Here is a 23,675-nt window from a genome sequence, read left to right as displayed (position 1 = left end):
ACCAGCACGCCCAACGAGGCGCTGGCCCGTGCATTGTCGGCACGTTACCCGCGCAAATCCCTGCGGCTTTTAAATGGGCATGGTCGCGCACACCTCTCGCACAATCTGGGCAAACCGTTCCTCCGCATCCAACGGCAAGTCGCGCACCTGGCGTATCAAACTGACTGGCGGCAATTCCCAGTTCCATTCCCAGGCCACACGCGCCACGCCGCCGCCCTGCTCCATGTCAAGCGCAATATCCTCTGGAACAATGGAAAGCAGATTTTGATTGCTGCGCAACATCCCCGAGATCACATCGATGGAATAGGTCTCCACTCGCGCGACAGGCGGGCGGACTTGTTCGCGGGTGAAGAGTTCGGTCACCATGTTGCCGATGGGCGTCGCCGACGACGGCAAGATCCAGTCTACGTCGGCCAACATGCGCCAGTCGGGCTTGGTACGGGCAATGCGCCGGGCGAGCGCGGGATGGGCGATCAACGCAGGCCGCTGCGTGTACAGCACCTGGTGCCACATGTCGTTCATGCCCACGGCCGCTGCGGCGCGGCCGATGACGCAGTCGATTTCGTGCGCGCGTAACTCCTTTAAGAGCTGGTCGGTGGTCGCTCGATGCAGCACGACGTTGATGCCCTCTGCGCACAGGCGCTCCAGCGTTGGCGTCAAAACGCGGCCGGAGACAAAGGGAATCGCCCCGACCCGCAATTGAGCGGCCCTGCCGGATCGTACGGCCTCCATTTCCTGGCCCCAATGGTCCAGGTCCAGCATCATCCGTTCCGCTCGCACGAGAGCCAGTTTGCCCAGCGGCGTGGGCTCCAGTCCCTGACGAGAACGCACGAATAAGGGCGCCTCGAAGATGTCTTCAATTTCGGCCAGCGCCTTGGTCGCAGCGGGCTGGCTGATGCCCATCGCGTCGGCTGCACGCGTCAATGAACGCAGACGCCCTAATCGCGTCAGCAACGTCAGGTGGCGCAATTTCAGCCGTGAAAACAATCGTGCACCGGGCCGACGGCCAGTGGTATCGGAATGGGATGAGCGCACAGCTGTCATGGCATAAAAGCATAACCAAACAGTTATGCATCAATTGGAAATACGCATATTACCGTTATTCGTACTCTTTATACTGACCTCCTCTTTCCCGCGCTTTCCTCCGATATCCGCCTATGTCTTCCCCCAGTTTCACGACCCGCCCGGAAATCCGCGGCACGTTTGGCGTGGCATCGTCTACGCATTGGCTGGCCACGCAGGTCGCCATGAGCGTGCTGGAGCGTGGCGGCAACGCGTTCGACGCTGCAGTCGCGGGCGGCTTTACGCTACAGATTGTCGAACCGCATTTGAATGGCCCGGGCGGCGAGGTGCCGATCCTGTTCTGGAACGAAAACGATCCGCGCATCCAATCAATATGCGGCCAGGGGACGGCGCCTCAATTGGCAACGCCCGCCTATTTCCGGAATATGGGCGTAGATCTGGTCCCCGGCGTGGGGCTGTTGCCTGCCACCGTGCCCGGCGCGTTTGGCGCGTGGCTGACGATGCTGCGCGATCACGGTACCTGGGAACTGGCAGACGTGCTGCGTCCGGCGATTGATTACGCACGCAATGGCTTTCCGCTGGTGCCGCGCATTGTGCAGGCCATTTATTCGGTACAGGATCTGTTTCGCCAGGAATGGCACAGCTCTGCCGACGTCTGGCTGCCCGACGGCAAGGTGCCGCACCCCGAACGTCTGATGCGTACGCCCGCCATCGCCGATACCTATACACGGATCGTTAGCGAGGCCAATAACAAAGGCAGCGATCGGCGTGCCCGTATCGATGCCGCGCTGGAGATCTGGTATCGCGGTTTTGTCGCCGAGGCGATCGACGCTGCATACCGTACCCCGATGCGCGACTGCACCGGTGAACGGAATGCGGGCCTGCTGCGCCGCGAGGATATGGCGGATTGGCAGGCGACCTACGAAGAACCTGCCATGGTGGATTTTGGCCGCTATACCGTCGCGAAGTGCGGCGTGTGGTCGCAAGGGCCGGTGTTTTTACAGCAGTTGGCGATGGCGCGGCATCTGCCGCTAGAGGGACTCGCGGCCGACTCGCCCGCGTTCGTGCATGCTATTGCAGAAGTCGCAAAACTGGCGTTTGCGGATCGGCTGGCTTGGTACGGCGACCCACGTTGCAATGATGTGCCGTTGGCCGATTTGCTGTCGGATGATTATGCGCGTGCACGCGCAGCATTGATCCGTGACCAGGCATCACGCGAACTCATCCCTGGATCGCCCGGTGGGCGTACGCCACGGTTGCCCGACCTGGACGCCGCACGCCGTGCACTGGCACAGGCCGATACGCGTTTTGGTGTAGGAGAACCGACCTTTGCCCAATTACCGCCCGTGGACCAGTGGCTGGAGCGCGAGCTGTTCGTGGGAGACACCTGCCACATCGATGTCATCGACAAGGACGGCAACATGGTCGCCGCGACGCCATCCGGTGGATGGTTGTCGTCCAGTCCGGTCGTACGCGGTTTGGGATTCTCTATCACGACGCGATTGCAAATGACCTGGCTCGACGAAGGTCTGCCAGGACAGCTGCAAGCAGGTGCACGGCCTTGCACCACGCTATCGCCCGGCATGGCGTTGCGTGATGGCCAGCCTTATATGGCGTTCGGTACGCCCGGCGGAGATCAACAGGATCAATGGACCGTGGCATTTTTCTTGCGCCATGCATTGTGTGGAATGAATCTGCAAGAGGCCATCGACGCACCGGCCTGGCATATCGATCACTTCCCGGGCTCATTCTGGCCGCGCACGACAACGCTCAACCGCATCACGGTGGAATCGCGCATGCCCGAGCGCACGTTGGACGCGCTGCGCGCGGCCGGTCACGAGGTCAAGGTCGGAGCGCCCTGGTCCGAGGGCCGCATCAGCGTTTGTACACGGGAACCGGCTGGCAATGGCGCGAGACTGCTGCGCGCAGGCGCGAATCCGCGCGGCATGCAGAGCTATGCCGCCGGACGTTGATAGCTATTTAACAAGCGGGCCCGCGCTCGGGACTCGCATTTTTATCGCGGCGCAGGCCGCACATAACAAGGGGATTGATCCATGGCTTTTTCATTTCGCAGCGCTTTACGCGCATTCGTTTTAGTGGCGGGCATCGTGCCCGCCGCAGCAATGGCGGCATGGCCGGAGAAACCGATTACGCTGATCGTGCCGTGGGCGGCAGGCGGCTCGACAGATATTCTGGCGCGCATGCTGTCCGAACAGATGACCAAGACGTATGGCCAGCCGGTGATCGTGGAAAACCGCTCGGGAGCCTCCGGCAATATCGGATCGGCTTTTGTGGCGCGCTCGGAACCGGACGGCTACACCTTGCTGATCGGATCGATGAGCACTCATACGATGAACGAGGCGCTCTACGACAACATGCCATTTGATGGCGTGAAAAGCTTTACGCCGATCGCAGAGCTCGCGCTGGTGACAAACACGATGGTGGTGAACCCTTCGCTGCCGGTCAATAACGTCAAAGAGTTCATCGACTATGCCAAGGCCAACCCCGAAAAGATCGCGTATGCCTCGGCAGGCCCTGGTTCGACCAATCATTTGAGTGCGGCGATGTTTGAAAAAGCGACCGGCGTCAAGATGGTGCACATCCCCTATCGCGGCGGCGCACCGGCGGTGTTGGACACAGTCGCGGATCGTACGCAGGTGCTGTTCAGTGCGGGCACGCAGACTTTGCCGCACGTGCAAGCAAAGAAACTGAAGCTATTGGCAGTGACCGAAGAATCGCGCTCACCGCTGCTGTCCGATATCCCTACCGTTGCGGAAACCGTACCGGGTTATTCGATGGCGGTTTGGTATGGCGCCTTTGGACCAGCCGGAATGGATCCCGAGTTGGTGGCCAAGCTGAACACGGAAATCAACCGCATCCTGACCCTGCCGGAAGTGAAAAAGAAAATGGGCGATATGGGAGTACTGGTCATGCAATCGACACCGGAAGGCTTTGCCAAGACAGTGGCGGCCGATGCGCAGAAATACTCCGCCATCGTGCGCGAATTGGGGATCAAGGCGCAATGACGGAATTGGACGTTCGAATCGCCCAGGCAGTACGCGACAGTGCCGCCATGACTGACGCGCTGGCCAGCGCCGATCCTGCGACGGTATTTGCCGCCATGGATAAATGGTCGCAACCCGTGTTGCAGCAGGCGCTATGCACTGTGAATCGTTTCGACTCGGTCAATATGGCTGTGGTGCGGCTGTACAGTTCGGATCCCGTATCCTATCCTCCGGGCGGATCGAAGCAGAAACGCGGGATGCCCTGGGGGGAGCACGTGCTATTGCAGCGGCGTATCTATGTCGGCGAAGGCCCGGACGCGATCCGTGCCTCGTTTGACGATCATTCGGCGATCCTGGGACTGGGTCTGCAGTCGGTGATCAATGTGCCGGTGGTCGTGGGCGATGTGTGCCTGGGGACAGTCAATTTTCTGATGCGCGAAGCACGCGTTCACGACGCGCATGTCAGCTTTGCACGACTGGCGGCGTATTTGACGGTGTCAGGATTTCCGCGCTGATCCCGTTTCGAGCGATGGTTCGCGCACACTTTCCCGGCGCGAACCATGCGCCTCGGCGTATATCCTAGTGAACTCCGCCCCGAGCAAGAATACCTGGGCGGCGTAATATACCCAGATCAGTACGATCACGAGCGAGCCTGCCGCCGCATAGGACGATGCGACCGACGCCGTACCCAAGTACAGTCCGATCAAGAATTTGCCGATCTCAAATAGCACCGCCGTCACCAAAGCCCCTGTCCAGACGTCCCGCCACGCGACAGGCGCCTGCGGCATGAATCGATAGATCAACGCAAACAACAGCGTCGATGTACCCAATGTGACGGCGATGTTCAGCCCCTGCAGCAAGATTTCCCAGCCGGGCATCATGCCGCCCGCCCAACTGCCCAATGCCGCGAGCACCGAGCTGATGATTAGTGACACCATCAGCAAAAAGGCCAGTGTCAGCACCAGCCCAAAAGACAGCAAACGGGCGCGGATCATGCTCCATATTCCGGACTGTTTCTTTGCACCGACTTTCCAGATGCGATCCAGCGCGCTTTGCAGCTCCGAGAATACGGTCGTCGCGCCAACCACTAATACCGCAACACTGATGACGGTGGCCACGGCGCCTTGTGATGGTTCTTGCGCACCTCGGACGACGCCTTCAATCGTCTTGGCGCCTTCTGCGCCGATCATGGCGTGGACCTGCTGAAACAGTTGGCCGCGCACGGCTTCCTCGCCCCAGAAAAAACCGGCGATCGCGATGACAATGATGACCAAAGGCGCCAAGGAAAACACGGTATAGAACGCAATAGCCGCACCCATACTCGGCGCGTAATCATCCAGCCAGCTATTAACGGCCTGTTTAGCCAAACCGTAGAAACGTTTGATATGCATTCGGCGCTCCGCATCGGCCGGTACTGCTCATCAGCTCAACCGCTTCACCACTCTCGCCACGCGCGCGATGCCATCTTTACCGCTGGCGGCACGTCCGATTAACGCGGTACCGACCGCGGTCAGAATACCGCGCCGCAGCACAGTACGACTACGCATACCCGCGACCATCAGCAAGGCGCCCAGACTGAGCACGATCAGATGCTCGCCGGGAAAGCCGGGCCTCTGGTCATCAAAGGATTTCAACTGTCTCACCATCGAGCCGGCATCTCGAGCGGAAATGGAAACCTCGGGCAGGGAATGTGTAGGCATGATATTCCTTGATCGATACAGGAGGAAACCCATTGCCCAGCAAGTGACGTGCCAGGGCATGGATGTCCATCATGAGGCAACACATGCAATACTGCCTATCCCGAGTACCATTTCCATTTTCCCCCTGGCCACGCCCTATGACCTCACATTCACGTATCGAGCCGACATCGATCGGCGCTTTAGCAGGTTGGCGCATCAACACCCCGTATGGAAGCGCGCTGGTGTCTCAGCAAGGCGCACAGTTGTTGAGCTATACCCCGGCGGGAGGCCGGCCGTTAATCTGGCTGTCCGAACAGGCCGTCTTCAAACCTGGCGTACCGGTGCGCGGAGGCATACCAGTTTGCTGGCCCTGGTTTGGGGTTTACGATCGCAACCCGCAATCGGTACGCGACAGCGTCGCTGCCACGCCGGGTGCCGCATCGCACGGCTGGGTACGGCAGGTCGACTGGCAGTTGGCGGAGCAATACATCGAGGCCGACACGGCGAGCCTGGAATTCACCTTCGAGGCGCCGCGGAACCATGCGCCGGGATGGATACATCATGCCCAGCTCACGCTACGGATGCGATTCGGCAAGAACATCGAAATCACGCTGTCCGTGCGCAATCAGGGGGTGCAGGACCTGACCACAACGCTGGCGCTGCATACTTACCTGGCGGTCTCGGACAGCCAACATGTCAACATCCAGGGACTCGAGGGCCATCGCTATTTGGACACGTTGGAAAATTGGGAACCTCGCCAACAGCAAGGGGCCGTCAGATTCAATGGCGAAACCGACCGGATATACCTGGACACGACGACGCCCATCACTCTGCATGATCCAGGCTGGAAACGCGATATCCGCCTGCAGGCGAACGGCTCACGATCCGCCGTGGTGTGGAACCCCGGTGCTGCCAAGGCCGCGCGATTAGCAGATATGGCGGACGACTCGTGGTCGCACATGGCATGCATCGAAACTGCCCGGGTGCTAGACGACGCAATGACAGTAGCCCCGGGAGCGACCGAAAGCGTGTCGTTGTCGATCAATTGGTCGGCGACGAGTTAAAGACACTGATTAACCCGAAATTCGAAACAATCTGTCCACGAAACGCAGATTTATCTCAAATAACAACGGAATTACAGTAGTGAAAACGGCGTCCTCAATGAATTTGAGGCGCCCCCTGTTTTATTGGAGATATCTGCTATGCAAGCCCAACCTACGCTTTTCGTCTCTCATGGGGCTCCGACCTTTGCGGTCGAGCCAGGCTTGGCCGGCCCACAACTCAAAGCGTTGGGCGAGCGCCTACCCGCGCCGCGCGCCGTGCTGATCGTCTCGCCTCACTGGATGACGCCAGGCCTGAGCATTACCGCGTCGGCACGCCCTCAAACCATTCATGATTTTGGCGGCTTTCCCGCTGAACTGTATGCGTTGCAATACCCCGTCGCAGGCGACCCTGCGCTGGCCGAACGCATTGCCGCGTTGCTGAGAAATGCGGGATATCACGCAGACCTGGATACCGAACGTGGCCTTGATCATGGCGCCTGGGTGCCGATGATGCACATGTTCCCCGAACATCAAGTTCCCGTGCTGCAGCTTTCATTGCCGATGCATATCAGCCCTGAACAGACCTGGGCGTTGGGACAGGCTTTGGCGCCGCTATCGCAACAAGGCGTGTTGATTGTCGGCTCGGGCAGTTTGACGCACAACTTGTACGAGTTCCGCCAGCATGGTGCGGATGAGCCATATGTGAAAGCGTTCGCGAACTGGGCTCGCCAAGCCGTGCAAACGCATGATCAGGAGGCGCTGGTGGGCTATTTGGAACACGCACCGCAAGCACGGCGAGCACATCCTACCGCCGAACACTATCTACCGCTGTTGATTGCCGCAGGCGCGGCTGCCCCCGGTGCCCAGGTCGATGTACTGGATGGGGGCATCACCCATGGCGTGTTGTCCATGGACAGCTATGTGTTCAATGCGCCCGCTGCGCACTGAACACGAACACAAGGCCCATGACAAAGGGCAGACTACTGCGATGCAGCGCCGCTCGTCGTAGGCTGCCCCGCGGGCGCATTCTGCTGCAGCCATTGCAATGACTTCATCCCCGCGCGGCCGTCGGGTGCCAGGCCTGCGTCGCGCTGGATGGATTTCAGGGCCTCGCGGGTACGCGCGCCTATCAAGCCGTCGGGCTGGCCGATATCGAAACCGCGCGCAATCAGCAAGGACTGCAACTCGCGCCGTTGGGCGCGAGAGAGGCCGGGATCGTCGGTCGGCCACGCACGTACAAACGGTCCACCACCGCGCAAACGATCCGAGAGATGGGAGATGGCCAGTGCATAGCTTTCTGCCGCGTTATACGAATATATCGCGTCAAAATTCCGTGTCACTAAAAACGCCGGACCCGACGGGCCTGCTGGCAATAACAACGCGACTTGCATATCGCCAGCGGGCAATGCGCTGCCATCGGCCTTTTTGACGCCCTTTGCCGCCCAGGTGGATATGGGTTGTTTGTTGCGGCGTCCGGCGCCGGAGGTATCCATGCCATCGGGCAGGCTCACCTCAAAGCCCCAAGGCATACCGGGCTCCCATCCAGCGCGTTTGAGGAAATTGGCGGTCGAGCCCAGCGCATCGGGTACGCTATCGACCAGATCGCGTCGGCCGTCGCCATCAAAGTCTACGGCCAATCGCAGATACGTCGAGGGCATGAACTGCGTCTGACCAAATGCGCCCGCCCACGAACCATTCAGACGCTCGACGCCCAGGTGTTCCTGCTGAATGATCTTCAGCGTAGCAAAGAACTCGCCACGGAAATAGCTTTGCCGGCGGCCGACACATGACAACGTCGATAACGAGGTCAGCAACGGACGTCCGCCCAGGATTTTGCCGAAATTGCTTTCCACACCCCACACGGCGACCACGGTCGCAGGATCTATGCCGAACTGAGACTGCGCACGAGCCAACTCGGCCTGCCACTGCTGCAAAGCGAGCTTGCCATCGGCAACGCGCTCGTCGTCAACCAGCGAAGCCATGTAGTCCCAGATCGGCGTCTTGAACTCGGGTTGCGCATCCAGCAGGGGCAGGACGCTCAGGTCGGGCTCCAGGTCTTTGGTGTAGGTATCGTAGGTGCTGGCCGATACGCCTTGCTTGATCGCCTGGCCACGCAATTGCGACAGGCACTGAGCGAAATCGGCGGAACTGTACGCGGTTGCCGAGGCAACCTCGGCAGCGGCATTACCGGATGTAGCGGCTGACGCCAGCGGTGCAGCGCCCGCCCACAGCGCGAGAGTGATAAGGGGCAAGGAGTATCGTAGTGTCATGGGCAGGATTTTATAAGCTGGCGCGAAAAATAGCCGACTGGCGAGGTTACGCCATAGTATCGCGCTGTAACCGGCCTGACACGCTCGCTGCCCCCAACCATTCCGCTGCGTTAACGGACAGTCCCCTGCAACGCCGCCAACTCGGCTTCATCAAACCCCGCCAACCGGCGCGCCTCGAGATTGAACGGCCCACGCAGCTTTGGGGCGCTATAACGTTGCGCCAACTCAGCGTAGCAAGCCACAGGATCCAGCCCTTGCTGATCGCAAAGATAACGAAACCATTGATTCCCGATCGCCACGTGCCCGATCTCGTCACGCAGGATGATGTCCAGGATAGCGCCGCCGTCCTTGTCCCCGGCGCTGATCAGCTTGTCACGAATCAGCGGCGACGCATCCAGGCCGCGGGCCTCGAGGGTGCGCGGCACGAGCGCCAGACGGGCCAGCAGATCGTCACGGGTTTTTTCCGCCATTTCCCATAAGCCGTTGTGCGCGGGAAAGTCGCCGTAAACATGACCCAATGTGCCCAGATGCGTATTGAGCAGGTCGAAATGATAGGCCTCTTCACGCGCGACTCGCAGCCAGTCGCGGTAGAAATCTTCGGGCATGCCCGGGTACCGCCACACGGCATCCAGCGCCAGGTTCACCGCATTGAACTCAATATGCGCGAGCGCATGCAACAACACGGCGCGCCCCTCTGGCGATTGCACAGAGCGCTGTTTGACCTGTTGAGGCGGTACGAGTTCGGGCGCGTCGGGGCGTCCGGGTAAATTGACAGGCTCATCCAACACCCCGTCGGTACGCAGCTCAGCATTGTCGCAAATAGCTCGGACGGCGGCCAATTTGTCCGGCCAGGATCTCGCGGCCAAGGCTGACAGGGCCTGGCTACGCAGATCGAGGCCAATCAGGGCAGAAATCACAGTATCGGTCATACAAAAGCGAGAAAATCATCACCTTGCGATGGGTGTGCTCCATAGTAACCACAATGCCGGTATCACGGATTGCGGCAACTCGTCGGCCAGACTTTATCATTACGCCATGACCTCTCCCGCTCGCCTCGGCATCGCCACCTCGTTATCCCAAATAGACCCGTCCGAATGGAACGCGTTGGCGGGCGACCAGCCTTTTGTTCGCCACGAGTTCTTGTCCGCATTACACGAGACGGGGTGTGCCTCGCCTGAAACGGGCTGGACGCCATACTACCTGGTGCTGCGCAACGAAGAGCGTCTGATCGGTGGCGTACCGCTCTATTTGAAATCCCATTCACGAGGCGAATACGTTTTTGACTACGCCTGGGCCGACGCCTTTGAGCGGCATGGTTTGCGCTATTACCCGAAGCTCTTGAGTTCGATCCCGTTTACACCGGTCAGTGGACCGAGGCTGTTGGCCGGCAACCCAGCAGACCGTCTGGCCTTGGCGCAGGGTTTGATCGAATTGGCGCAGGGATTGAAAGTGTCTTCGCTGCACATGCTGTTCCCCGAGGAAGACGATTTACTCGCGCTGCGTGAGGCCGGCTATATGGTGCGCGAAGGCGTGCAATTTCATTGGCGCAATGCGGGATATGCGCATCTCGATGATTTTCTGTCTGCGTTGAATCACGACAAACGAAAAAAAATCCGCCAGGATCGCAAAAAGGTCCTTGAAGCAGGCATCGAATATCGCTGGCTGCATGGCACGCAAATCGATGCGCAGTCCTTGGCCTTTTTCTACCGTTGCTATGAGCAGACCTATTTTGCGCACGGCAATGCCCCCTACCTGAGCGCAGATTTTTTCGAACGCCTGCATCGCGAGATCCCCGGCACCATGGTGTTGATCGTGGCGCTGCGAGATGGACACCCCATCGCCGCAGCCTTGAATATGCGCGGCGGCGACACGCTGTATGGGCGTTATTGGGGATCGCTGGAGTTTGTCTCGGGCCTGCATTTCGAGACCTGCTATTTACAGTCCATCGACTACTGTATTCAACATGGGCTGGCCAGTTTCGAGGGTGGCGCACAAGGCGAACACAAGATGGCGCGAGGCCTGCTCCCCACGCCTACATGGTCGGCGCATTGGATTGCTGATCCCCGATTCGCCGCAGCAATCGAGGATTTTCTTGAGCGCGAGACACAGGCTGTAGACGGCTATCTGGGCGAACTGGAAGCCCACACACCATTTCGGCGCGTGCCCTGACTACAGAAAGTGATCCAGCAAACGCCGGCTGTGTTTGTCCAGCGCAGCAACATCGCGGATCAGATAATGAATGCCATGGCTATCGTCGATCAACAAGGTCTGTCCGACCAGGCGACGGATGTCTTCCTCGCCTTTTAGCGTGAACGACGTATCGCCCCGATCTGTCTGAACGTCCCAGACGGAAGGCGTGGCGTAGGTGGACACCGCATTAATGCGCAGAATTTCCGGCATGAATTCGCGGCTGGCCAAGGCATCATTTACCTGCTGCTGCGTCTCGCGAGGCAAGTCGTCCAACGTGTCCAGCCACAGCAGCTCATATCCGTCCGCACTCACAATAGAGATGCCGTGCAGCGGATCGCTGATCGGAAACGCCCGTACGACCTGAACGTCTTCGTGCGCCTGTCCCTCCGACGATACGTATACCCAACGGCCTGAGACATTGAGACGCAAGGAAAACGCCGGCTTAGTATTGTTCATCATCGTCCCCTGAGGGCAGATCGTTTTCGTTGGTTCGCGCCTGGGCCTGATACAGGCGATAGTAGGCTCCCTGGCGAGCCATGAGCTCTTCGTGCCGGCCTTGCTCGACGACGCTGCCATGATCGAGCACCACCAGACGATCCGCACGACGCAAGGTGCTGAGACGGTGTGCGATCGCGATCGTCGTCCGCCCACGAACCAGATTATCCAGAGCCTTCTGGATTTCTTTTTCTGTCGTCGTATCGACCGATGAAGTGGCCTCGTCCAGGATCAATACGCGAGGATCAATCAACAGTGCCCGTGCGATGGAAATACGTTGACGCTCGCCACCCGAAAGCGCTTGGCCTCGTTCGCCCACCAGAGAGTCATAACCATGCGGCAATCGCAAGATGAAGTCATGGGCATGGGCGGCGCGTGCCGCGGCGATAATCTCGTCTCGTGTCGCCTCCGGTTTACCGTAGGCAATGTTCTCGGCGATGGAGCCAAAGAACAAAAACGGCTCTTGCAATACGAGACCGATGTTGCGCCGATAATCCGCAATGCGCAGTAAACGAATGTCGGTATCGCCCACCAGAATGGCGCCCTCGGACACATCGTAAAAGCGGCAGATCAGATTGATCAAAGTGCTTTTTCCCGACCCGCTGTGGCCTACCAGCCCGATCATTTCTCCAGGCTCGATACTGAGATTCAGGCCTCGAATCACCGAGCGATTGCCATAGCGGAACGCCACGTTGCGCAGTTCGATACGGCCATCCACTCGTTCCAGCCGTGCAGGAACCGCAGGTTCGGGAACGCTGGACACGTGGTCGAGAATATCGAAAATCCGTTTGGCGCCCGCGGCTGCTTTCTGTGTGACGGACACGATGCGGCTCATCGAATCGAGCCGCGTATAGAAACGGCCGATATAGGCCAGGAATGCCGCCAGCACCCCCACCGTGATCTGTTTGTTGGCGACTTGCCAAATACCGAAAACCCATACGATGAGCAAGCCGATTTCCGTCAACAACGTAACGGTAGGCGAGAACAACGACCACAAACTATTGACGCGATCATTGACCTCGAGGTTGCGATTATTCGCCTGCCGGAAACGCTGTACCTCGCGCTTTTCCTGGGCAAAGGCCTTGACCACGCGTATACCGGGAATCGTATCGGCCAGGACGTTGGTGATCTCCGCCCAGATGCGGTCGACTTTCTCGAAACCATGGCGCAACCGGTCACGCACCGCATGAATCATCCACACGATAAACGGTAATGGCGCGAGCGTGACGAGCGCCAGCCAGGGATTGATCGACACCAGGATGGCCGCCGTCATGGCGATCATCAGCACATCGGTCGCAAAGTCCAGCAGATGCAAAGACAGGAAAACACAGATGCGATCGGTCTCGCTGCCAATGCGGGACATCAGATCGCCGGTACGTTTTCCGCCGAAATACTGCAACGAGAGTTGCTGCAAATGCTCGTATGTCGTGGTGCGTAGGTCGGCGCCGATACGCTCGCTCACCCACGCCAGAATATACGTGCGCGCCCAGCCCAAGCCCCATGCCAATACTGCCGACAGCAACAAGCCGCCCAGATACCAGCGCACCAGACCGTGATCGATCGGCGTGCCGTTCTGGAATGGGATGAGCACGTCATCCATCAAGGGCATCGTCAAATAAGGCGGCACCAGCGTGGCTGCCGTTGCCAGCAGCGTCAATATGAATCCAGCAATCAAGGCTGCACGATAGGGTTTTGCAAAACGCCATAGACGCAGTAACGCCCAGGTCGATGTAGGCGGCTCGGTAGCCGGCACGCATGTCTGGCACTCGGCATGCTCTGCCGGCAACGGCTGACCACAGCCTGAACAACGCGGCTTGTCGTCAAGCGCAGCGCTGTGCTGCCGTGCCTCGAACTTTGCAAGTAAACGCAACGCTGCGGAATTATTTGCCAGGGTAAAGCACCAAACCGCTAGCCCCACATCGCCCTCGTTCAGCGACAAGACCGCTGCGCCCGCATGATCATGCAAGTTCAACCGCAACGTCGAAGTCAGTCCCCATTCGCGCCACTGCTCGTGGTCGGGGGACTTTGCCAGCAATCGTTGATTGGTCAATACAACCAGGCCGGGGCGGAAACGCAGCCGGGTATCCAGATCGGTTTCCAAGCAGGCCAGAATGGCTTCGCCGGGCGCAAGGCGGGACTGCATTGCGTCGTACAGGGCCGCGTGAGGCTGCCCGGAAATGCCCAAAAAGGGCGGCTTGTTTTTCATGTATGGCGGTCCGGCGAGGCCGGGAAGGCGGCCTGTCCCTTCCTTACAACAGCACGAGTTTATCGGCGTAAAAAGGCGGCGTATAGTAGCAGCCGGATTTATCAATTTCCACTACTAGGAATCATCCCAGCCCAGGCTTCGGCTTCGCATTCTGCACGACATCCCCGCCACATCGTGGGGCACCCTGTCCGCCGACGCTCCTCCCCCCTCCTCGACCATGAACGATAAAGACATTGAATTTCTCGATGTCGTGGCTTTGCGCGGCCCGAACATTTGGACTTACCGCCCGGTTCTTGAAGCCTGGGTGGATATTGGCGCCCTGGAGGACTACCCGTCGAACCTGATTCCCGGGTTTTACGAGCGGCTCTCTGCCTGGCTGCCGGGTTTGATCGAGCATCGCTGCAGCCCTGGCGTACGGGGCGGCTTTTTGCAACGTCTGCGCGAAGGCACCTGGACCGGCCATATCCTGGAACACGTGACGCTGGAGCTGCAAACGCTGGCTGGTCTGCCGGGCGGCTTCGGCAAAGCGCGGGAGACCTCGCGGCGCGGCGTCTACAAAGTCGTGGTGCGAGCCTGGCAAGAACAGGTCACGCGGGCGGCCCTGGACGAGGCGCGAGTCCTGGTATTGGCTGCCATCAAAGACCATGATTTCGACGTTGACCGCGCGGTAGCGAGGTTGCATGACCTGGTCGACACGCACTGCCTGGGCCCCAGCACCGCCTGTATCGTGGACGCCGCCGACGATCGCGACATTCCCTGCATCAGGTTATTCGAAGGCAACCTGGTCCAATTCGGCTATGGCAACCGACAGCGGCGCATCTGGACAGCCGAGACGGACCGCACCAGCGCGATCGCCGAAGGCATCTCGCGGGACAAGAACCTGACCAAATCCCTGCTGTCCGAATGCGGTGTGCCCGTACCCGAAGGCCGTGAAGTCGACACGCCCGAAGCCGCCTGGGAAGCCGCCCAGGACATCGGCCTGCCCGTGGTGGTCAAACCCTGCGACGGCAACCATGGCCGCGGGGTATTCACCAACTTGACCACCGAAGCCGAGGTCTTGTCCGCCTACTCAGTCGCCGTAGACGAAGGCAGCGGCGTCATCGTCGAACGTTTTGTGCTGGGCAATGAGCACCGCCTGCTGGTCGTGGGAGATCGCCTGGTTGCTGCCGCAGCGGGAGAACCGGCCTGGGTTACCGGCGACGGACAACACACCATCGCCGAACTGATTGAGCTGCAGCTCAATACCGACCCTCGGCGAGGCCGCACCGAAAACCACCCGCTGAACAAGGTACGCCTGGACTCTGCTGCCCGCCTGGAACTGACGCGGCAATCGCTGTCGGCCGACAGTATTGCCGAACGTGGCAGGCGCGTCCTGATCCAGCGCAGCGGCAATGTGGCCTTTGATGTCACTGACCGTGTGCATCCCGATACGGCGCACACCGTGGTGCTGGCCAGCAAAATCGTCGGGCTCGATATTGCGGGCGTGGATCTGGTCGCCGAAGACATATCAAAACCCTTGAACGAACAGCGTGGCGCCATCGTCGAGGTCAACGCCGGCCCCGGCTTGCTCATGCACCTGAGGCCTGCCGACGGAACACCGCGTCCTGTCGGCCGAGCCATTGTCGATCACCTGTTCCCGGAGGACGACGACGGTCGTATCCCTGTGGTCGGCATCACGGGCACCAACGGCAAAACCGTGGTGGCGCGATTGGCGGCCCGTCTGCTGTCCCTATCCGGCCGGCAAACAGGTTTGGCGTGCAGCGAGGGGCTTTATATCGGCAGTCAGCACGTGCAGACTGGTGACTGTGCAAATTGGGAAAGCGCCCGGCGGCTGCTGATGAGCCGCAGCACCGAAGCCGCGGTGATAGAGAACGACAGCGCGGTGATACTTGGGCAGGGGCTTGCTTATGACCGCTGCCAGGTGGGCGTCGTGACCAACATCGCCCAGGGCGATCATTTGGGCGATTTCGACATTCAGGACACTGAGCGTCTGGCCAATGTGTTTCGCACACAGGTCGACGTGGTGCTTCCCACGGGCGTTGCCGTCCTGAATGCGCGAGATCCGCTGGTCGCGGAAATGGCCCCGCTGTGCGACGGCGAGGTTCTGTTTTTCAGCGTGGACGCCGATCTGGCCGTGCTGCGTGCGCATCTCGCCCTGGGCCATCGCGCGGTTTTCATACGGGACAGCAATATTGTCCTCGCCAGGGGGCAGGACGAAACCTTGTTGACCCGTGTGGCAGACATCCCACTCACGCATGGCGGCCGTGTTGGTTTTCAGATCGAAAACGTACTGGCTGCGGTGGGAACGGCCTGGGCGTTGGACATTCCAGAGTCCATCATCCGCGCAGGTATCGAAGCTTTTGACGTAGACCAGGCTGATGCGCCGTGGCAGTTCACACTATTCAAACGCGCGGGCGCCACGGTCGTCGTCGATGATGTGCACAACGCCGCCGGACTGCAAGCATTGGTTGATGCGGCAGCGAACTTCCCTGCTGAACGGCGCTGTGCCGTATATGCCGCAGGCGCCGACCGGCGCGATGCCGACCTCATCGAACAGGGACACCTGCTCGCCCAGGCCTTTGATCACGTAGTGCTGTATGACGATGCCACCGTGAATAGCCGCCGGCCCGCCGGTGAAGCGCGTGCGCGCTTGCGCCAGGGGCTCGCGCGAGCGGCGCTGGAGCTCTCTAAAACCATCAGAATCGAAGACGAACCGGATCACGCGCGTGCCATTGATCAGGTACTGAATGCCATTCAACCCGGCGACTTTGTTCTGCTGCAATCTGACGAGAGCTACTCCGGTCCCACCATCGACCGCGTGCGTCACTGGATTCAACAATAAATAACAACGCCTCGCACAGGACTCTAGGCCATGGAAGTTTCCCGTATTCGCGCCCTGCGCGGCCCCAATTTGTGGAGCCGCAATACCGCTATCGAAGCCATTGTCACCTGTGACGATGCCGAGTGCGCCATCGACGAATATCTGCCTCATTTCGAAGCCGAGCTACGTGCTCGATTTCCTCAGATCGGCCGGCTGCGTCCCGACGGTCATCATGGCGCCCTCTCTATCGCTCACGTTTTGCAGGACACTGCGCTGGCGCTGCAAGCCCACGCAGGTTGCCCGGTGACATTCGGGCGTACAGCCGCCACGGTAGAACCCGGCGTGTTCCAGGTCGTCGTCGAGTACAGCGAAGAAGACGTGGGGCGGCGCGCCATGGAGGCAGCCACGCAATTGCTGTTGGCCGTGTTGTCGGGCTCGCCGTTTGACGTGCCGGCCGTGCTGGCCGAACTTCACGAGCTGGACGAAGACGTGCGACTGGGACCCAGTACAGGATCTATCGTCAATGCGGCGCTGGCGCGCAATATTCCCTTTCGCCGCTTGACGCAGGGCAGCATGGTGCAATTCGGCTGGGGCAGCCGTCAACGCCGTATTCAAGCCGCAGAAACGGATGCGACAAGCGCCATCGCAGAATCCATCGCGCAAGATAAAGACCTGACCAAAATGCTATTGCATGCGGCGGGCGTCCCCGTGCCCAGAGGGCGTTCTGTATCAGACGCCGAATCTGCGTGGCAAGCGGCACAGGAGTTGGGCGGTCCTGTCGTCGTCAAGCCTCGGGACGGCAGCCAGGGGCGCGGCGTCGCGGTCAATATCGAGAGCCGCGCGCAGGTCATTGCCGCATACGAAGTCGCCGCCGAGATCAGCGACGAAATCATTGTTGAACGCTACATTCCTGGCCACGACTTTCGATTACTGGTGGTGGGAGACAGCCTGGTTGCGGCCGCACGCCGAGATCCACCTCGCGTGACAGGCGACGGACGCCACACCATCCGCCAACTGGTCGAGCAAGTGAACGCCGATCCGTTGCGCGGCGATGGCCATGCCACGTCATTGACGAAAATCCGTTTTGACGACATCGCGTTGGCCACGCTGCAAAATCAGGGTTATGACGCCGATTCGATTCCTCCCGCCGGCACTTTGATCACCTTGCGCCATAACGCCAATCTCAGCACCGGCGGATCGGCAACGGATGTGACCGACGAAGTCCATCCGGAACTGGCGGCCCGCGCCGTGACGGCTGCGCGCATGATAGGGCTGGATATTTGCGGCGTAGACGTGGTTGCCGAGACCGTGCAACTGCCCCTTGAGGAACAACATGGGGGTGTCGTCGAGGTCAATGCGGCGCCGGGTCTGCGCATGCACTTGAATCCCTCGTTCGGCAAAGGCCGCACAGTCGGTGAGGCGATTATTTCCAGCATGTTTGCCGATGGCGATAACGGCCGTATCCCTGTCGTGGCAGTGGCTGGCACCAACGGCAAAACGACGACGGTGCGATTGACGGCGCACCTGCTTGCCAGTGCGGGCCATCGCGTTGGCATGACCAATTCCGATGGGGTCTATGTCGGCTCGCGCTGCATCGATACTGGCGACTGCAGCGGCCCTCGCAGCGCGCGCCGTATCCTGGCTCATCCCGATGTCGATGCGGCCGTATTCGAAACTGCGCGTGGCGGCATTTTGCGCGAGGGCCTGGCTTTCGACCGCTGTGATGTCGCCATCGTGACCAATCTGGGCATGGGCGACCATTTGGGGCTGGGCTATATCAGTACTGTGGAAGATCTGGCGGTCGTCAAACGCGTGATTGTGCAGCACGTGCATGCGGGCGGCGCTGCGGTACTGAATGCGACCGACCCTGCCGTCGCCAAGATGGCGGTCGCGTGTCCCGGGACGGTAGTGTATTTTTCCGATGATCCGACGCATCCCTTGATCGGCACGCATCGCGCCCAAGGACACCGTGTGGTGTACCGTGACGGTCCCGCCATCATCGCTGCGCAGCACGATAGCGAAATCACGATTTCGCTCAGAGATATACCTCTGACGCGTAACGGCAGCATCGGATTTCAGGTGGATAACGCCATGGCTGCGATGGCGGCTGCGTGGTCTCTCGGCATCGATTGGGCCGTTATACGCTCGGGACTCGCGACATTTGTCAGTGATGCGATGACCGTGCCCGGCCGCTTCAATGTGTTCGACTACAAGGGGGCAACTGTCATCGCCGACTATGGCCATAATCCCGATGCGATCCAGGCGCTGGTGCGAGCGATCGAGGCCATGCCGGCTCGACGGCGTAGCGTAGTGATCAGCGGCGCCGGAGACCGGCGAGACGAGGATCTGCGACTGCAGACCGCAATCCTGGGCGATGCCTTTGACGAAGTCGTGCTGTACGAGGATCAATGTCAGCGTGGCCGGGCCGACGGGGAAGTCCTGGCATTATTGCGCGAGGGTTTGAGCGCCGCACGCCGCACCCGCCATGTGCAGGAAATCCATGGTGAATTTCTGGCGATCGATACTGCGCTGGATTCCCTGTCAGAGGGCGATTTGTGCCTGGTGCTGGTAGATCAGGTGGATGAAGCGCTGGCGCATCTCCAGCGCAGAATATCGTTACACTCGTCCATCAAAACAGCATAAAACATTACTAATCAGTAACTGCGCCCGAGGCCGCAGCGCTCCCGTGTTTCACCACGGGAATCGCTGCGGCCCTATTTACATTTACCAACAGCATCGTTTGACAGCCCGCCCGGGTCGCTCGTAGGGTGGTAATACGCTCATCAACCCGGAGGATCACTATGAACAACGATATCGTTGCAGGAAAGTGGAAACAATTGACCGGTAAAGCCAAGGCGGCCTGGGGCGAACTGACCGACGACGAATTGACTCGCGTTGAAGGCAATGCTGAACGGCTGAGCGGTTTGATCCAGGAACGTTACGGCAAGACCAAGGAAGAAGCCGAAAAGGAAGTCCGCACTTTTTTCGACGCCAACCGCTAATGGGCTAATTGCAACTTCGAGGAGAATCCAAAATGCTGTATTACGCTGCCGTATTCTTCGTGATTGCTATCATCGCCGCCGTCTTGGGCTTTGGCGGTATTGCCGCCGGTGCTGCTGGCATTGCCAAGATCCTGTTCTTCGTGTTTTTGATCCTGGCGGTGCTGTCCATATTGAGCGGTGTGCTTAGAAAGAAGTAGACCATGCGCGGCCATAGTCGGCCGCNCCCTCCCCCGATGCCACGTCATCGCTATGTAGAAGGAGCATTTCTATGAACATGCGTAAACTGATCATTGCCACGGCCATCGGCGCCGGTGCCATGTTCGGCGCCGTGGGCACAGCCGTTCATGCTGCCGAGGGCGATACAAACAAACAGTCTGTTAGTGAATACGCATCGGATACGGTCATCACGACCAAAGTCAAAGGCGCGCTTGTCGCCGACTCGACGCTGAGCGCGCTGGACATCGCCGTCGAGACCACTGATGGCACGGTCGTGCTCAGCGGTACCGTAGGCACCGAGGCCGAGGTCGAACAGGCTGCCCGGGTGGCGCGTGATGTCGAAGGCGTCAAGCAAGTGCAGAACGGCATCAAGGTCGACCCAAGCAAAGCTGAAAAGAAATAGCAGATAAAGGCGTCAGACTACGAAGATGACTCCGCGCATCGGGTCTGACGCCATTTTCCCTACTTCCGGCCGCCGCCTTGGCCGCTGCCCGGCGTAAACGGAAACGAAGAGAACATGGCACGCGTCTGGTCTTGCATTTGATCCTGCATCTGCACGAACAGATTTTTGCTTTGATCAATGTAGTTGTTCATCATGTTCTGCAGCATCGGCGTCTGCACGTTCATGAATTGCGCCCAGGCCTCGGGACCAAATTGGCTGCCGTACAAGCCTTTGGACTGTTCTGCCATGCGTTGCTGAATTTCCATGAACGCCTGGATATTCTTTTCCAGGTATGAGCCCATGATGCCTTGCATGGCGTGGCCGTAGAAACGAATGATCTGCGACAGCATGTTCGAGGAAAACATCGGCATGCCACCGCTTTCTTCTTCGAGGATGATCTGCAGCAGGATACTACGCGTCAAGTCGTCGCCGCTCTTGGCGTCGACCACCTGAAATTCCTCGTTCGCCAACACCAGTTGTTTGACGTCCGCCAGCGTAATATAGGTGCTCGTCTGGGTATCGTACAAACGACGATTGGGGTACTTTTTAATCAGGCGCTGACCGGCGCCAGTTTGAGCTTGCGTCATGGTTGTCCCCGAGATCGGGCGATCTCTTTAGCTTTGAAGTATTCCTAGTGTAAGCCGGAACGCCTGCACATGCTTTCCGGCTCGTCTCTCATCAGCCCATGTGCAGGCCGCCATTGAGCGAAAAATCGGCGCCCGTCGAAAAACCAGATTCATCTGAAGCCAGCCATGACGTCATCGAAGCGATTTCTTCGGGGGTTCCGAGACGGCGCACCGGGATCGTCGCGACGATCTTCTCCAACATATCCGGGCGGATGGCGCGCACCATATCCGTACCGATATATCCTGGCGAGATCGTATTGACCGTCACGCCTTTGCTGGCGACCTCTTGGGCCAGAGCCATCGTAAAGCCGTGAATACCGGCTTTGGCCGTAGAGTAATTGGTTTGTCCGAACTGCCCTTTCTGCCCATTGACCGAACTGATGTTGATGATACGGCCCCACTGACGCTCGACCATGCCTTCGATGACCTGCTTGGTCACATTGAACAAGCTGTTCAGATTGGTGTCGATCACCGCACGCCAATCATCGGCGGACATTTTGCGAAACAAGCCATCGCGGGTAATCCCCGCGTTGTTGACCAACACATCAACAGGGCCCAATTCATTGGACACGCGCTCGAACGCGGCCACGGTGGAGTCCCAGTCGGATACATTGCCGACCGATGCATGGAAGGTAAATCCCTGGGCAGCCTGCTCATCGAGCCACTGTTGATAGTTGCGGCTCGGGCCGCAGCCGGCCACTACGCGAAACCCGTCTTTGGCCAATCGGCGGCAGATCGCCGTGCCTATGCCGCCCATACCACCCGTAACGTATGCCAGTTTCCCGCTCATATCCTTCCTCCTGCGCACTGAGCGCCTCAATAACGTACTACCTGCTACTGATACTGCCGGATTGCTTATTCGATAAAGACTGCTTGCTGCGCATACTCACTGTTGATCTAAAAGACTCCCATCCATCAAAAAGAACCTGTCGAGCGGCCTCAGGCGGCTCGAACTTTAACGTAGCTGCCTGGCGCCGGCTCGATCGGCACATAGCGGGTATTCCCGGCTTTGACGGGCGCGCGGCGCTTGGCGCCGGAATGCTCTGCCAACCACTGCGACCAATCGGGCCACCAGCTGCCAGCATGCTCGGTCGCTTGCGAAAACCATACGCCGGGGTCGCCTGGCAAGGCCGCATCCTCACTGACCCAGTAATTGCGCTTGCCGGTCTCGGGCGGATTGATGACGCCGGCGATATGGCCGGACGCGCCCAGCACAAAACGCAGCGGCCCACGCAGCAACTGCGTTGACGCATAGGCAGAGGTCCAAGGCACGATGTGATCCTCGCGCGAACCGTACAAATAGGCCGGCATTTTCAGGCGGGTCAGGTCCAATGCGACCTCGCCGGCACGGGCGCGCCCAGGCACCTTGAGATTGTTTTCCAGGTAGGTATTACGGAAATACCACGTGAAAAAGGGCCCCGGCAGGTTGGTGCTGTCGCCGTTCCAGAACAACAAATCGAATGCAGGCGGCGTCTGCCCTTTCAGGTAATTGCCCACAACATAGTTCCACACGAGCTCATTCGGCCGCAGAAACGAGAATGTCGTCGCCAGATCGCGGCCTGCCATCAAGCCGCCTTGGCCGATCTGCTGATCGCGCAGCATGGCATGGGCTTCGTCGACGAAAACTTGCAGTACGCCGGTGTCATGAAAGTCGAGCATCGTGGTCAATAGCGTCAAGGACGCGGCAGGATGCTCACCGCGTGCCTGGGCCAGGGCCAACGCCGATGCCAGCATCGTGCCCCCCACGCAAAACCCCAATGCATTGACTTGATCCTGTCCAGAAATGTCGCTGGCCACCTGCAGGGCTTTGAGCACCGCATTATCCAGATACTCGGACCACGTGGCCTGATCGACGCCGTCCCGATCGCTCGACAGCGGATTACGCCACGACACCATGAAAACCGTGTGCCCCTGCGCAACCGCATAGCGCACGAACGAGTTGGCCGGCTGCAAGTCCAGGATATAGAACTTGTTGATATTGGGTGGCACGATCACCAACGGACGCGCGTAGACCGTATCCGTCTGCGGTGTGTATTGAATCAACTGGAACAGCGGATTCTGGAATACGACCTGACCCGGCGTCGTGGCCACATTGCGGCCGATCTCGAATTGGCTGTCGTCAGTCTGGCTGATGCGGCCTTTGCGCAAATCATTGGCCAGATTGGCCAGGCCGTCACTCAACGCCCGCCCCGCCGTGTCAATGATCGACTGTTGTGCGTCAGGGTTGAAAGCCAGGAAATTCGACGGCGACAACGCGTCCACCCATTGCATGATGGAAAAGCGCAGCCGGTTGCGCAGCGGCTCACCCACTTGCGCCGCGTCGACCATACGCGAGAGCACCCGCGCCGATAACAAATACGCGTGCGCCATCAGCAGATGCTGGCGGCTGGCAGCCCACGCCGCGCCACGAAAACGCCGATCGGCAGGCGGCGCCAGGACGCCACGCTGCGCCTCGTCGCAAATACGCAGCCACTCTCGCGAAAAGTCGGCTTGGATATCTGCCAGCGCGTCCGGCGCCACGCTAACCGGGACGGGCCAAGCAGCGGAAATAGGGGCGTTCACTTCGACACCTTGTTATGGTCTGGAGCAGGAATGCAGCAGCGACCTGCCTCCCCGCGAGATTAAATCACCTGCGTGACAGCCCGATGGTGCATGGC

The 23,675-nt window shown here is 59.6% G+C and carries 21 protein-coding genes; 11 read left to right on the top strand and 10 right to left on the bottom strand.

Going from position 1 to position 23,675, the window contains the following annotated elements; all coding sequences use genetic code 11:
• Nucleotides 1–69: 69 nt before the first annotated feature.
• Nucleotides 70–1,044 (bottom strand): LysR substrate-binding domain-containing protein, encoded by a 975-nt coding sequence (locus ACNA0I_RS12605; RefSeq protein WP_415806348.1) that lies wholly within the window; start codon nt 1,042–1,044, stop codon nt 70–72.
• A gap of 113 nt (nt 1,045–1,157) precedes the next feature.
• On the opposite strand from ACNA0I_RS12605, the gene ACNA0I_RS12600 reads away from it, so the two are divergent.
• The 3 genes from ACNA0I_RS12600 (at nt 1,158) to ACNA0I_RS12590 (ending at nt 4,543) form a co-directional block, all read left to right on the top strand.
• Nucleotides 1,158–2,996 (top strand): gamma-glutamyltransferase family protein, encoded by a 1,839-nt coding sequence (locus ACNA0I_RS12600; protein WP_415806347.1) that lies wholly within the window; start codon nt 1,158–1,160, stop codon nt 2,994–2,996.
• 81 nt (nt 2,997–3,077) lie between these two features.
• Nucleotides 3,078–4,049, top strand: coding sequence for a Bug family tripartite tricarboxylate transporter substrate binding protein (locus tag ACNA0I_RS12595; protein ID WP_415806346.1), 972 nt, complete (start codon nt 3,078–3,080; stop codon nt 4,047–4,049).
• On the top strand, nt 4,046–4,543 hold the full coding sequence (locus ACNA0I_RS12590; protein WP_415806345.1) for a GAF domain-containing protein: 498 nt from the start codon (nt 4,046–4,048) through the stop codon (nt 4,541–4,543). Before ACNA0I_RS12595 ends, ACNA0I_RS12590 begins: the two co-directional genes overlap by 4 nt.
• Here ACNA0I_RS12590 and ACNA0I_RS12585 read toward each other — a convergent pair.
• Complete coding sequence (locus ACNA0I_RS12585) at nt 4,526–5,419, bottom strand: YihY/virulence factor BrkB family protein (protein ID WP_415806344.1); 894 nt, start codon at nt 5,417–5,419, stop codon at nt 4,526–4,528. The two genes, ACNA0I_RS12590 and ACNA0I_RS12585, sit on opposite strands and share 18 nt — an antisense overlap.
• A gap of 30 nt (nt 5,420–5,449) precedes the next feature.
• A complete protein-coding gene (locus tag ACNA0I_RS12580; protein ID WP_415806343.1) occupies nt 5,450–5,728 on the bottom strand; it encodes an adenine nucleotide alpha hydrolase family protein in 279 nt (92 codons plus the stop codon).
• A gap of 137 nt (nt 5,729–5,865) precedes the next feature.
• Between ACNA0I_RS12580 and ACNA0I_RS12575 the strand changes: the two genes are divergently transcribed.
• Both ACNA0I_RS12575 and ACNA0I_RS12570 read left to right on the top strand, forming a co-directional pair.
• Nucleotides 5,866–6,771 carry a D-hexose-6-phosphate mutarotase gene (locus ACNA0I_RS12575; RefSeq protein ID WP_415806342.1) on the top strand — a complete coding sequence of 302 codons (906 nt, stop codon included), beginning with the start codon at nt 5,866–5,868 and terminating at the stop codon, nt 6,769–6,771.
• A 138-nt stretch (nt 6,772–6,909) separates the two neighbouring features.
• Nucleotides 6,910–7,698 (top strand): dioxygenase family protein, encoded by a 789-nt coding sequence (locus tag ACNA0I_RS12570; protein WP_415806341.1) that lies wholly within the window; start codon nt 6,910–6,912, stop codon nt 7,696–7,698.
• A 32-nt stretch (nt 7,699–7,730) separates the two neighbouring features.
• Here the strand turns inward: ACNA0I_RS12570 and ACNA0I_RS12565 are convergent, their stop codons facing one another.
• Both ACNA0I_RS12565 and ACNA0I_RS12560 read right to left on the bottom strand, forming a co-directional pair.
• Complete coding sequence (locus ACNA0I_RS12565; RefSeq protein WP_415806339.1) at nt 7,731–9,020, bottom strand: lytic murein transglycosylase; 1,290 nt, start codon at nt 9,018–9,020, stop codon at nt 7,731–7,733.
• Between the two features lie 110 nt (nt 9,021–9,130).
• Nucleotides 9,131–9,949, bottom strand: a complete 819-nt coding sequence (locus tag ACNA0I_RS12560; protein WP_415806338.1) for a ferritin-like domain-containing protein — start codon at nt 9,947–9,949, stop codon at nt 9,131–9,133.
• A 106-nt stretch (nt 9,950–10,055) separates the two neighbouring features.
• Between ACNA0I_RS12560 and ACNA0I_RS12555 the strand changes: the two genes are divergently transcribed.
• On the top strand, nt 10,056–11,189 hold the full coding sequence (locus ACNA0I_RS12555) for a GNAT family N-acetyltransferase (RefSeq protein WP_415806337.1): 1,134 nt from the start codon (nt 10,056–10,058) through the stop codon (nt 11,187–11,189).
• Here ACNA0I_RS12555 and ACNA0I_RS12550 read toward each other — a convergent pair whose 3' ends face one another.
• Entirely contained in the window at nt 11,190–11,666 is a 477-nt protein-coding gene (locus ACNA0I_RS12550; RefSeq protein WP_415806336.1) for a cyanophycin metabolism-associated DUF1854 family protein, read from the bottom strand.
• Nucleotides 11,653–13,911, bottom strand: coding sequence for a cyanophycin metabolism-associated ABC transporter (locus ACNA0I_RS12545; RefSeq protein ID WP_415806335.1), 2,259 nt, complete (start codon nt 13,909–13,911; stop codon nt 11,653–11,655). Before ACNA0I_RS12545 ends, ACNA0I_RS12550 begins: the two co-directional genes overlap by 14 nt.
• Nucleotides 13,912–14,128: 217 nt before the next feature.
• Here ACNA0I_RS12545 and cphA (ACNA0I_RS12540) point away from each other — a divergent pair, with 217 nt between their 5' ends.
• The 5 genes from cphA (ACNA0I_RS12540) to ACNA0I_RS12520 all read left to right on the top strand — a co-directional run bounded on the left by cphA (ACNA0I_RS12540) (nt 14,129) and on the right by ACNA0I_RS12520 (nt 20,353).
• Nucleotides 14,129–16,753, top strand: a complete 2,625-nt coding sequence (gene cphA / locus ACNA0I_RS12540; protein ID WP_415806334.1) for a cyanophycin synthetase — start codon at nt 14,129–14,131, stop codon at nt 16,751–16,753.
• 30 nt (nt 16,754–16,783) lie between these two features.
• Nucleotides 16,784–19,375 carry a cyanophycin synthetase gene (gene cphA / locus ACNA0I_RS12535; RefSeq protein ID WP_415806333.1) on the top strand — a complete coding sequence of 864 codons (2,592 nt, stop codon included), beginning with the start codon at nt 16,784–16,786 and terminating at the stop codon, nt 19,373–19,375.
• 158 nt (nt 19,376–19,533) lie between these two features.
• Nucleotides 19,534–19,734 carry a CsbD family protein gene (locus ACNA0I_RS12530; RefSeq protein WP_094820351.1) on the top strand — a complete coding sequence of 67 codons (201 nt, stop codon included), beginning with the start codon at nt 19,534–19,536 and terminating at the stop codon, nt 19,732–19,734.
• 32 nt (nt 19,735–19,766) lie between these two features.
• Nucleotides 19,767–19,931: a DUF1328 domain-containing protein gene (locus ACNA0I_RS12525; protein WP_094820350.1), complete on the top strand. Its 165-nt coding sequence runs from the start codon at nt 19,767–19,769 to the stop codon at nt 19,929–19,931.
• 71 nt (nt 19,932–20,002) lie between these two features.
• Nucleotides 20,003–20,353 carry a BON domain-containing protein gene (locus ACNA0I_RS12520; protein WP_415806332.1) on the top strand — a complete coding sequence of 117 codons (351 nt, stop codon included), beginning with the start codon at nt 20,003–20,005 and terminating at the stop codon, nt 20,351–20,353.
• Nucleotides 20,354–20,412: 59 nt separating this feature from the next.
• On the opposite strand, the gene phaR is transcribed toward ACNA0I_RS12520, so the two are convergent.
• The 3 genes from phaR to ACNA0I_RS12505 all read right to left on the bottom strand — a co-directional run bounded on the left by phaR (nt 20,413) and on the right by ACNA0I_RS12505 (nt 23,580).
• The gene (gene phaR, locus ACNA0I_RS12515; RefSeq protein ID WP_415806331.1) at nt 20,413–20,979 is read right to left on the bottom strand and encodes a polyhydroxyalkanoate synthesis repressor PhaR; all 567 of its coding nucleotides are present in this window, start codon (nt 20,977–20,979) and stop codon (nt 20,413–20,415) included.
• A gap of 91 nt (nt 20,980–21,070) precedes the next feature.
• Complete coding sequence (gene phbB, locus ACNA0I_RS12510) at nt 21,071–21,808, bottom strand: acetoacetyl-CoA reductase (protein WP_415806330.1); 738 nt, start codon at nt 21,806–21,808, stop codon at nt 21,071–21,073.
• Nucleotides 21,809–21,957: 149 nt separating this feature from the next.
• A complete protein-coding gene (locus ACNA0I_RS12505; protein WP_415806329.1) occupies nt 21,958–23,580 on the bottom strand; it encodes a PHA/PHB synthase family protein in 1,623 nt (540 codons plus the stop codon).
• Nucleotides 23,581–23,675: the final 95 nt, after the last annotated feature.

The sequence above is a fragment of the Bordetella muralis genome, assembly GCF_965139205.1.
Taxonomy (GTDB): domain Bacteria; phylum Pseudomonadota; class Gammaproteobacteria; order Burkholderiales; family Burkholderiaceae_B; genus Bordetella_A; species Bordetella_A muralis.
The sequence above is the reverse complement of the archived record's forward strand: the minus strand, read 5'-3'. Positions and strand labels throughout refer to the sequence as shown.

Excerpts from the sequence above, each read along its gene's own strand:
- ACNA0I_RS12520 (WP_415806332.1), top strand. The coding sequence starts at position 20,003 with ATGAACATGCGTAAACTGATCATTGCCACGGCCATCGGCGCCGGTGCC.
- ACNA0I_RS12580 (WP_415806343.1), bottom strand. The coding sequence starts at position 5,728 with ATGCCTACACATTCCCTGCCCGAGGTTTCCATTTCCGCTCGAGATGCC.
- ACNA0I_RS12560 (WP_415806338.1), bottom strand. The coding sequence starts at position 9,949 with ATGACCGATACTGTGATTTCTGCCCTGATTGGCCTCGATCTGCGTAGC.
- ACNA0I_RS12600 (WP_415806347.1), top strand. The coding sequence starts at position 1,158 with ATGTCTTCCCCCAGTTTCACGACCCGCCCGGAAATCCGCGGCACGTTT.
- ACNA0I_RS12530 (WP_094820351.1), top strand. The coding sequence starts at position 19,534 with ATGAACAACGATATCGTTGCAGGAAAGTGGAAACAATTGACCGGTAAA.
- cphA (WP_415806334.1), top strand. The coding sequence starts at position 14,129 with ATGAACGATAAAGACATTGAATTTCTCGATGTCGTGGCTTTGCGCGGC.
- ACNA0I_RS12595 (WP_415806346.1), top strand. The coding sequence starts at position 3,078 with ATGGCTTTTTCATTTCGCAGCGCTTTACGCGCATTCGTTTTAGTGGCG.
- ACNA0I_RS12545 (WP_415806335.1), bottom strand. The coding sequence starts at position 13,911 with ATGAAAAACAAGCCGCCCTTTTTGGGCATTTCCGGGCAGCCTCACGCG.
- phbB (WP_415806330.1), bottom strand. The coding sequence starts at position 21,808 with ATGAGCGGGAAACTGGCATACGTTACGGGTGGTATGGGCGGCATAGGC.
- cphA (WP_415806333.1), top strand. The coding sequence starts at position 16,784 with ATGGAAGTTTCCCGTATTCGCGCCCTGCGCGGCCCCAATTTGTGGAGC.
- phaR (WP_415806331.1), bottom strand. The coding sequence starts at position 20,979 with ATGACGCAAGCTCAAACTGGCGCCGGTCAGCGCCTGATTAAAAAGTAC.
- ACNA0I_RS12605 (WP_415806348.1), bottom strand. The coding sequence starts at position 1,044 with ATGACAGCTGTGCGCTCATCCCATTCCGATACCACTGGCCGTCGGCCC.
- ACNA0I_RS12570 (WP_415806341.1), top strand. The coding sequence starts at position 6,910 with ATGCAAGCCCAACCTACGCTTTTCGTCTCTCATGGGGCTCCGACCTTT.
- ACNA0I_RS12550 (WP_415806336.1), bottom strand. The coding sequence starts at position 11,666 with ATGAACAATACTAAGCCGGCGTTTTCCTTGCGTCTCAATGTCTCAGGC.
- ACNA0I_RS12575 (WP_415806342.1), top strand. The coding sequence starts at position 5,866 with ATGACCTCACATTCACGTATCGAGCCGACATCGATCGGCGCTTTAGCA.
- ACNA0I_RS12525 (WP_094820350.1), top strand. The coding sequence starts at position 19,767 with ATGCTGTATTACGCTGCCGTATTCTTCGTGATTGCTATCATCGCCGCC.
- ACNA0I_RS12565 (WP_415806339.1), bottom strand. The coding sequence starts at position 9,020 with ATGACACTACGATACTCCTTGCCCCTTATCACTCTCGCGCTGTGGGCG.
- ACNA0I_RS12585 (WP_415806344.1), bottom strand. The coding sequence starts at position 5,419 with ATGCATATCAAACGTTTCTACGGTTTGGCTAAACAGGCCGTTAATAGC.
- ACNA0I_RS12555 (WP_415806337.1), top strand. The coding sequence starts at position 10,056 with ATGACCTCTCCCGCTCGCCTCGGCATCGCCACCTCGTTATCCCAAATA.
- ACNA0I_RS12590 (WP_415806345.1), top strand. The coding sequence starts at position 4,046 with ATGACGGAATTGGACGTTCGAATCGCCCAGGCAGTACGCGACAGTGCC.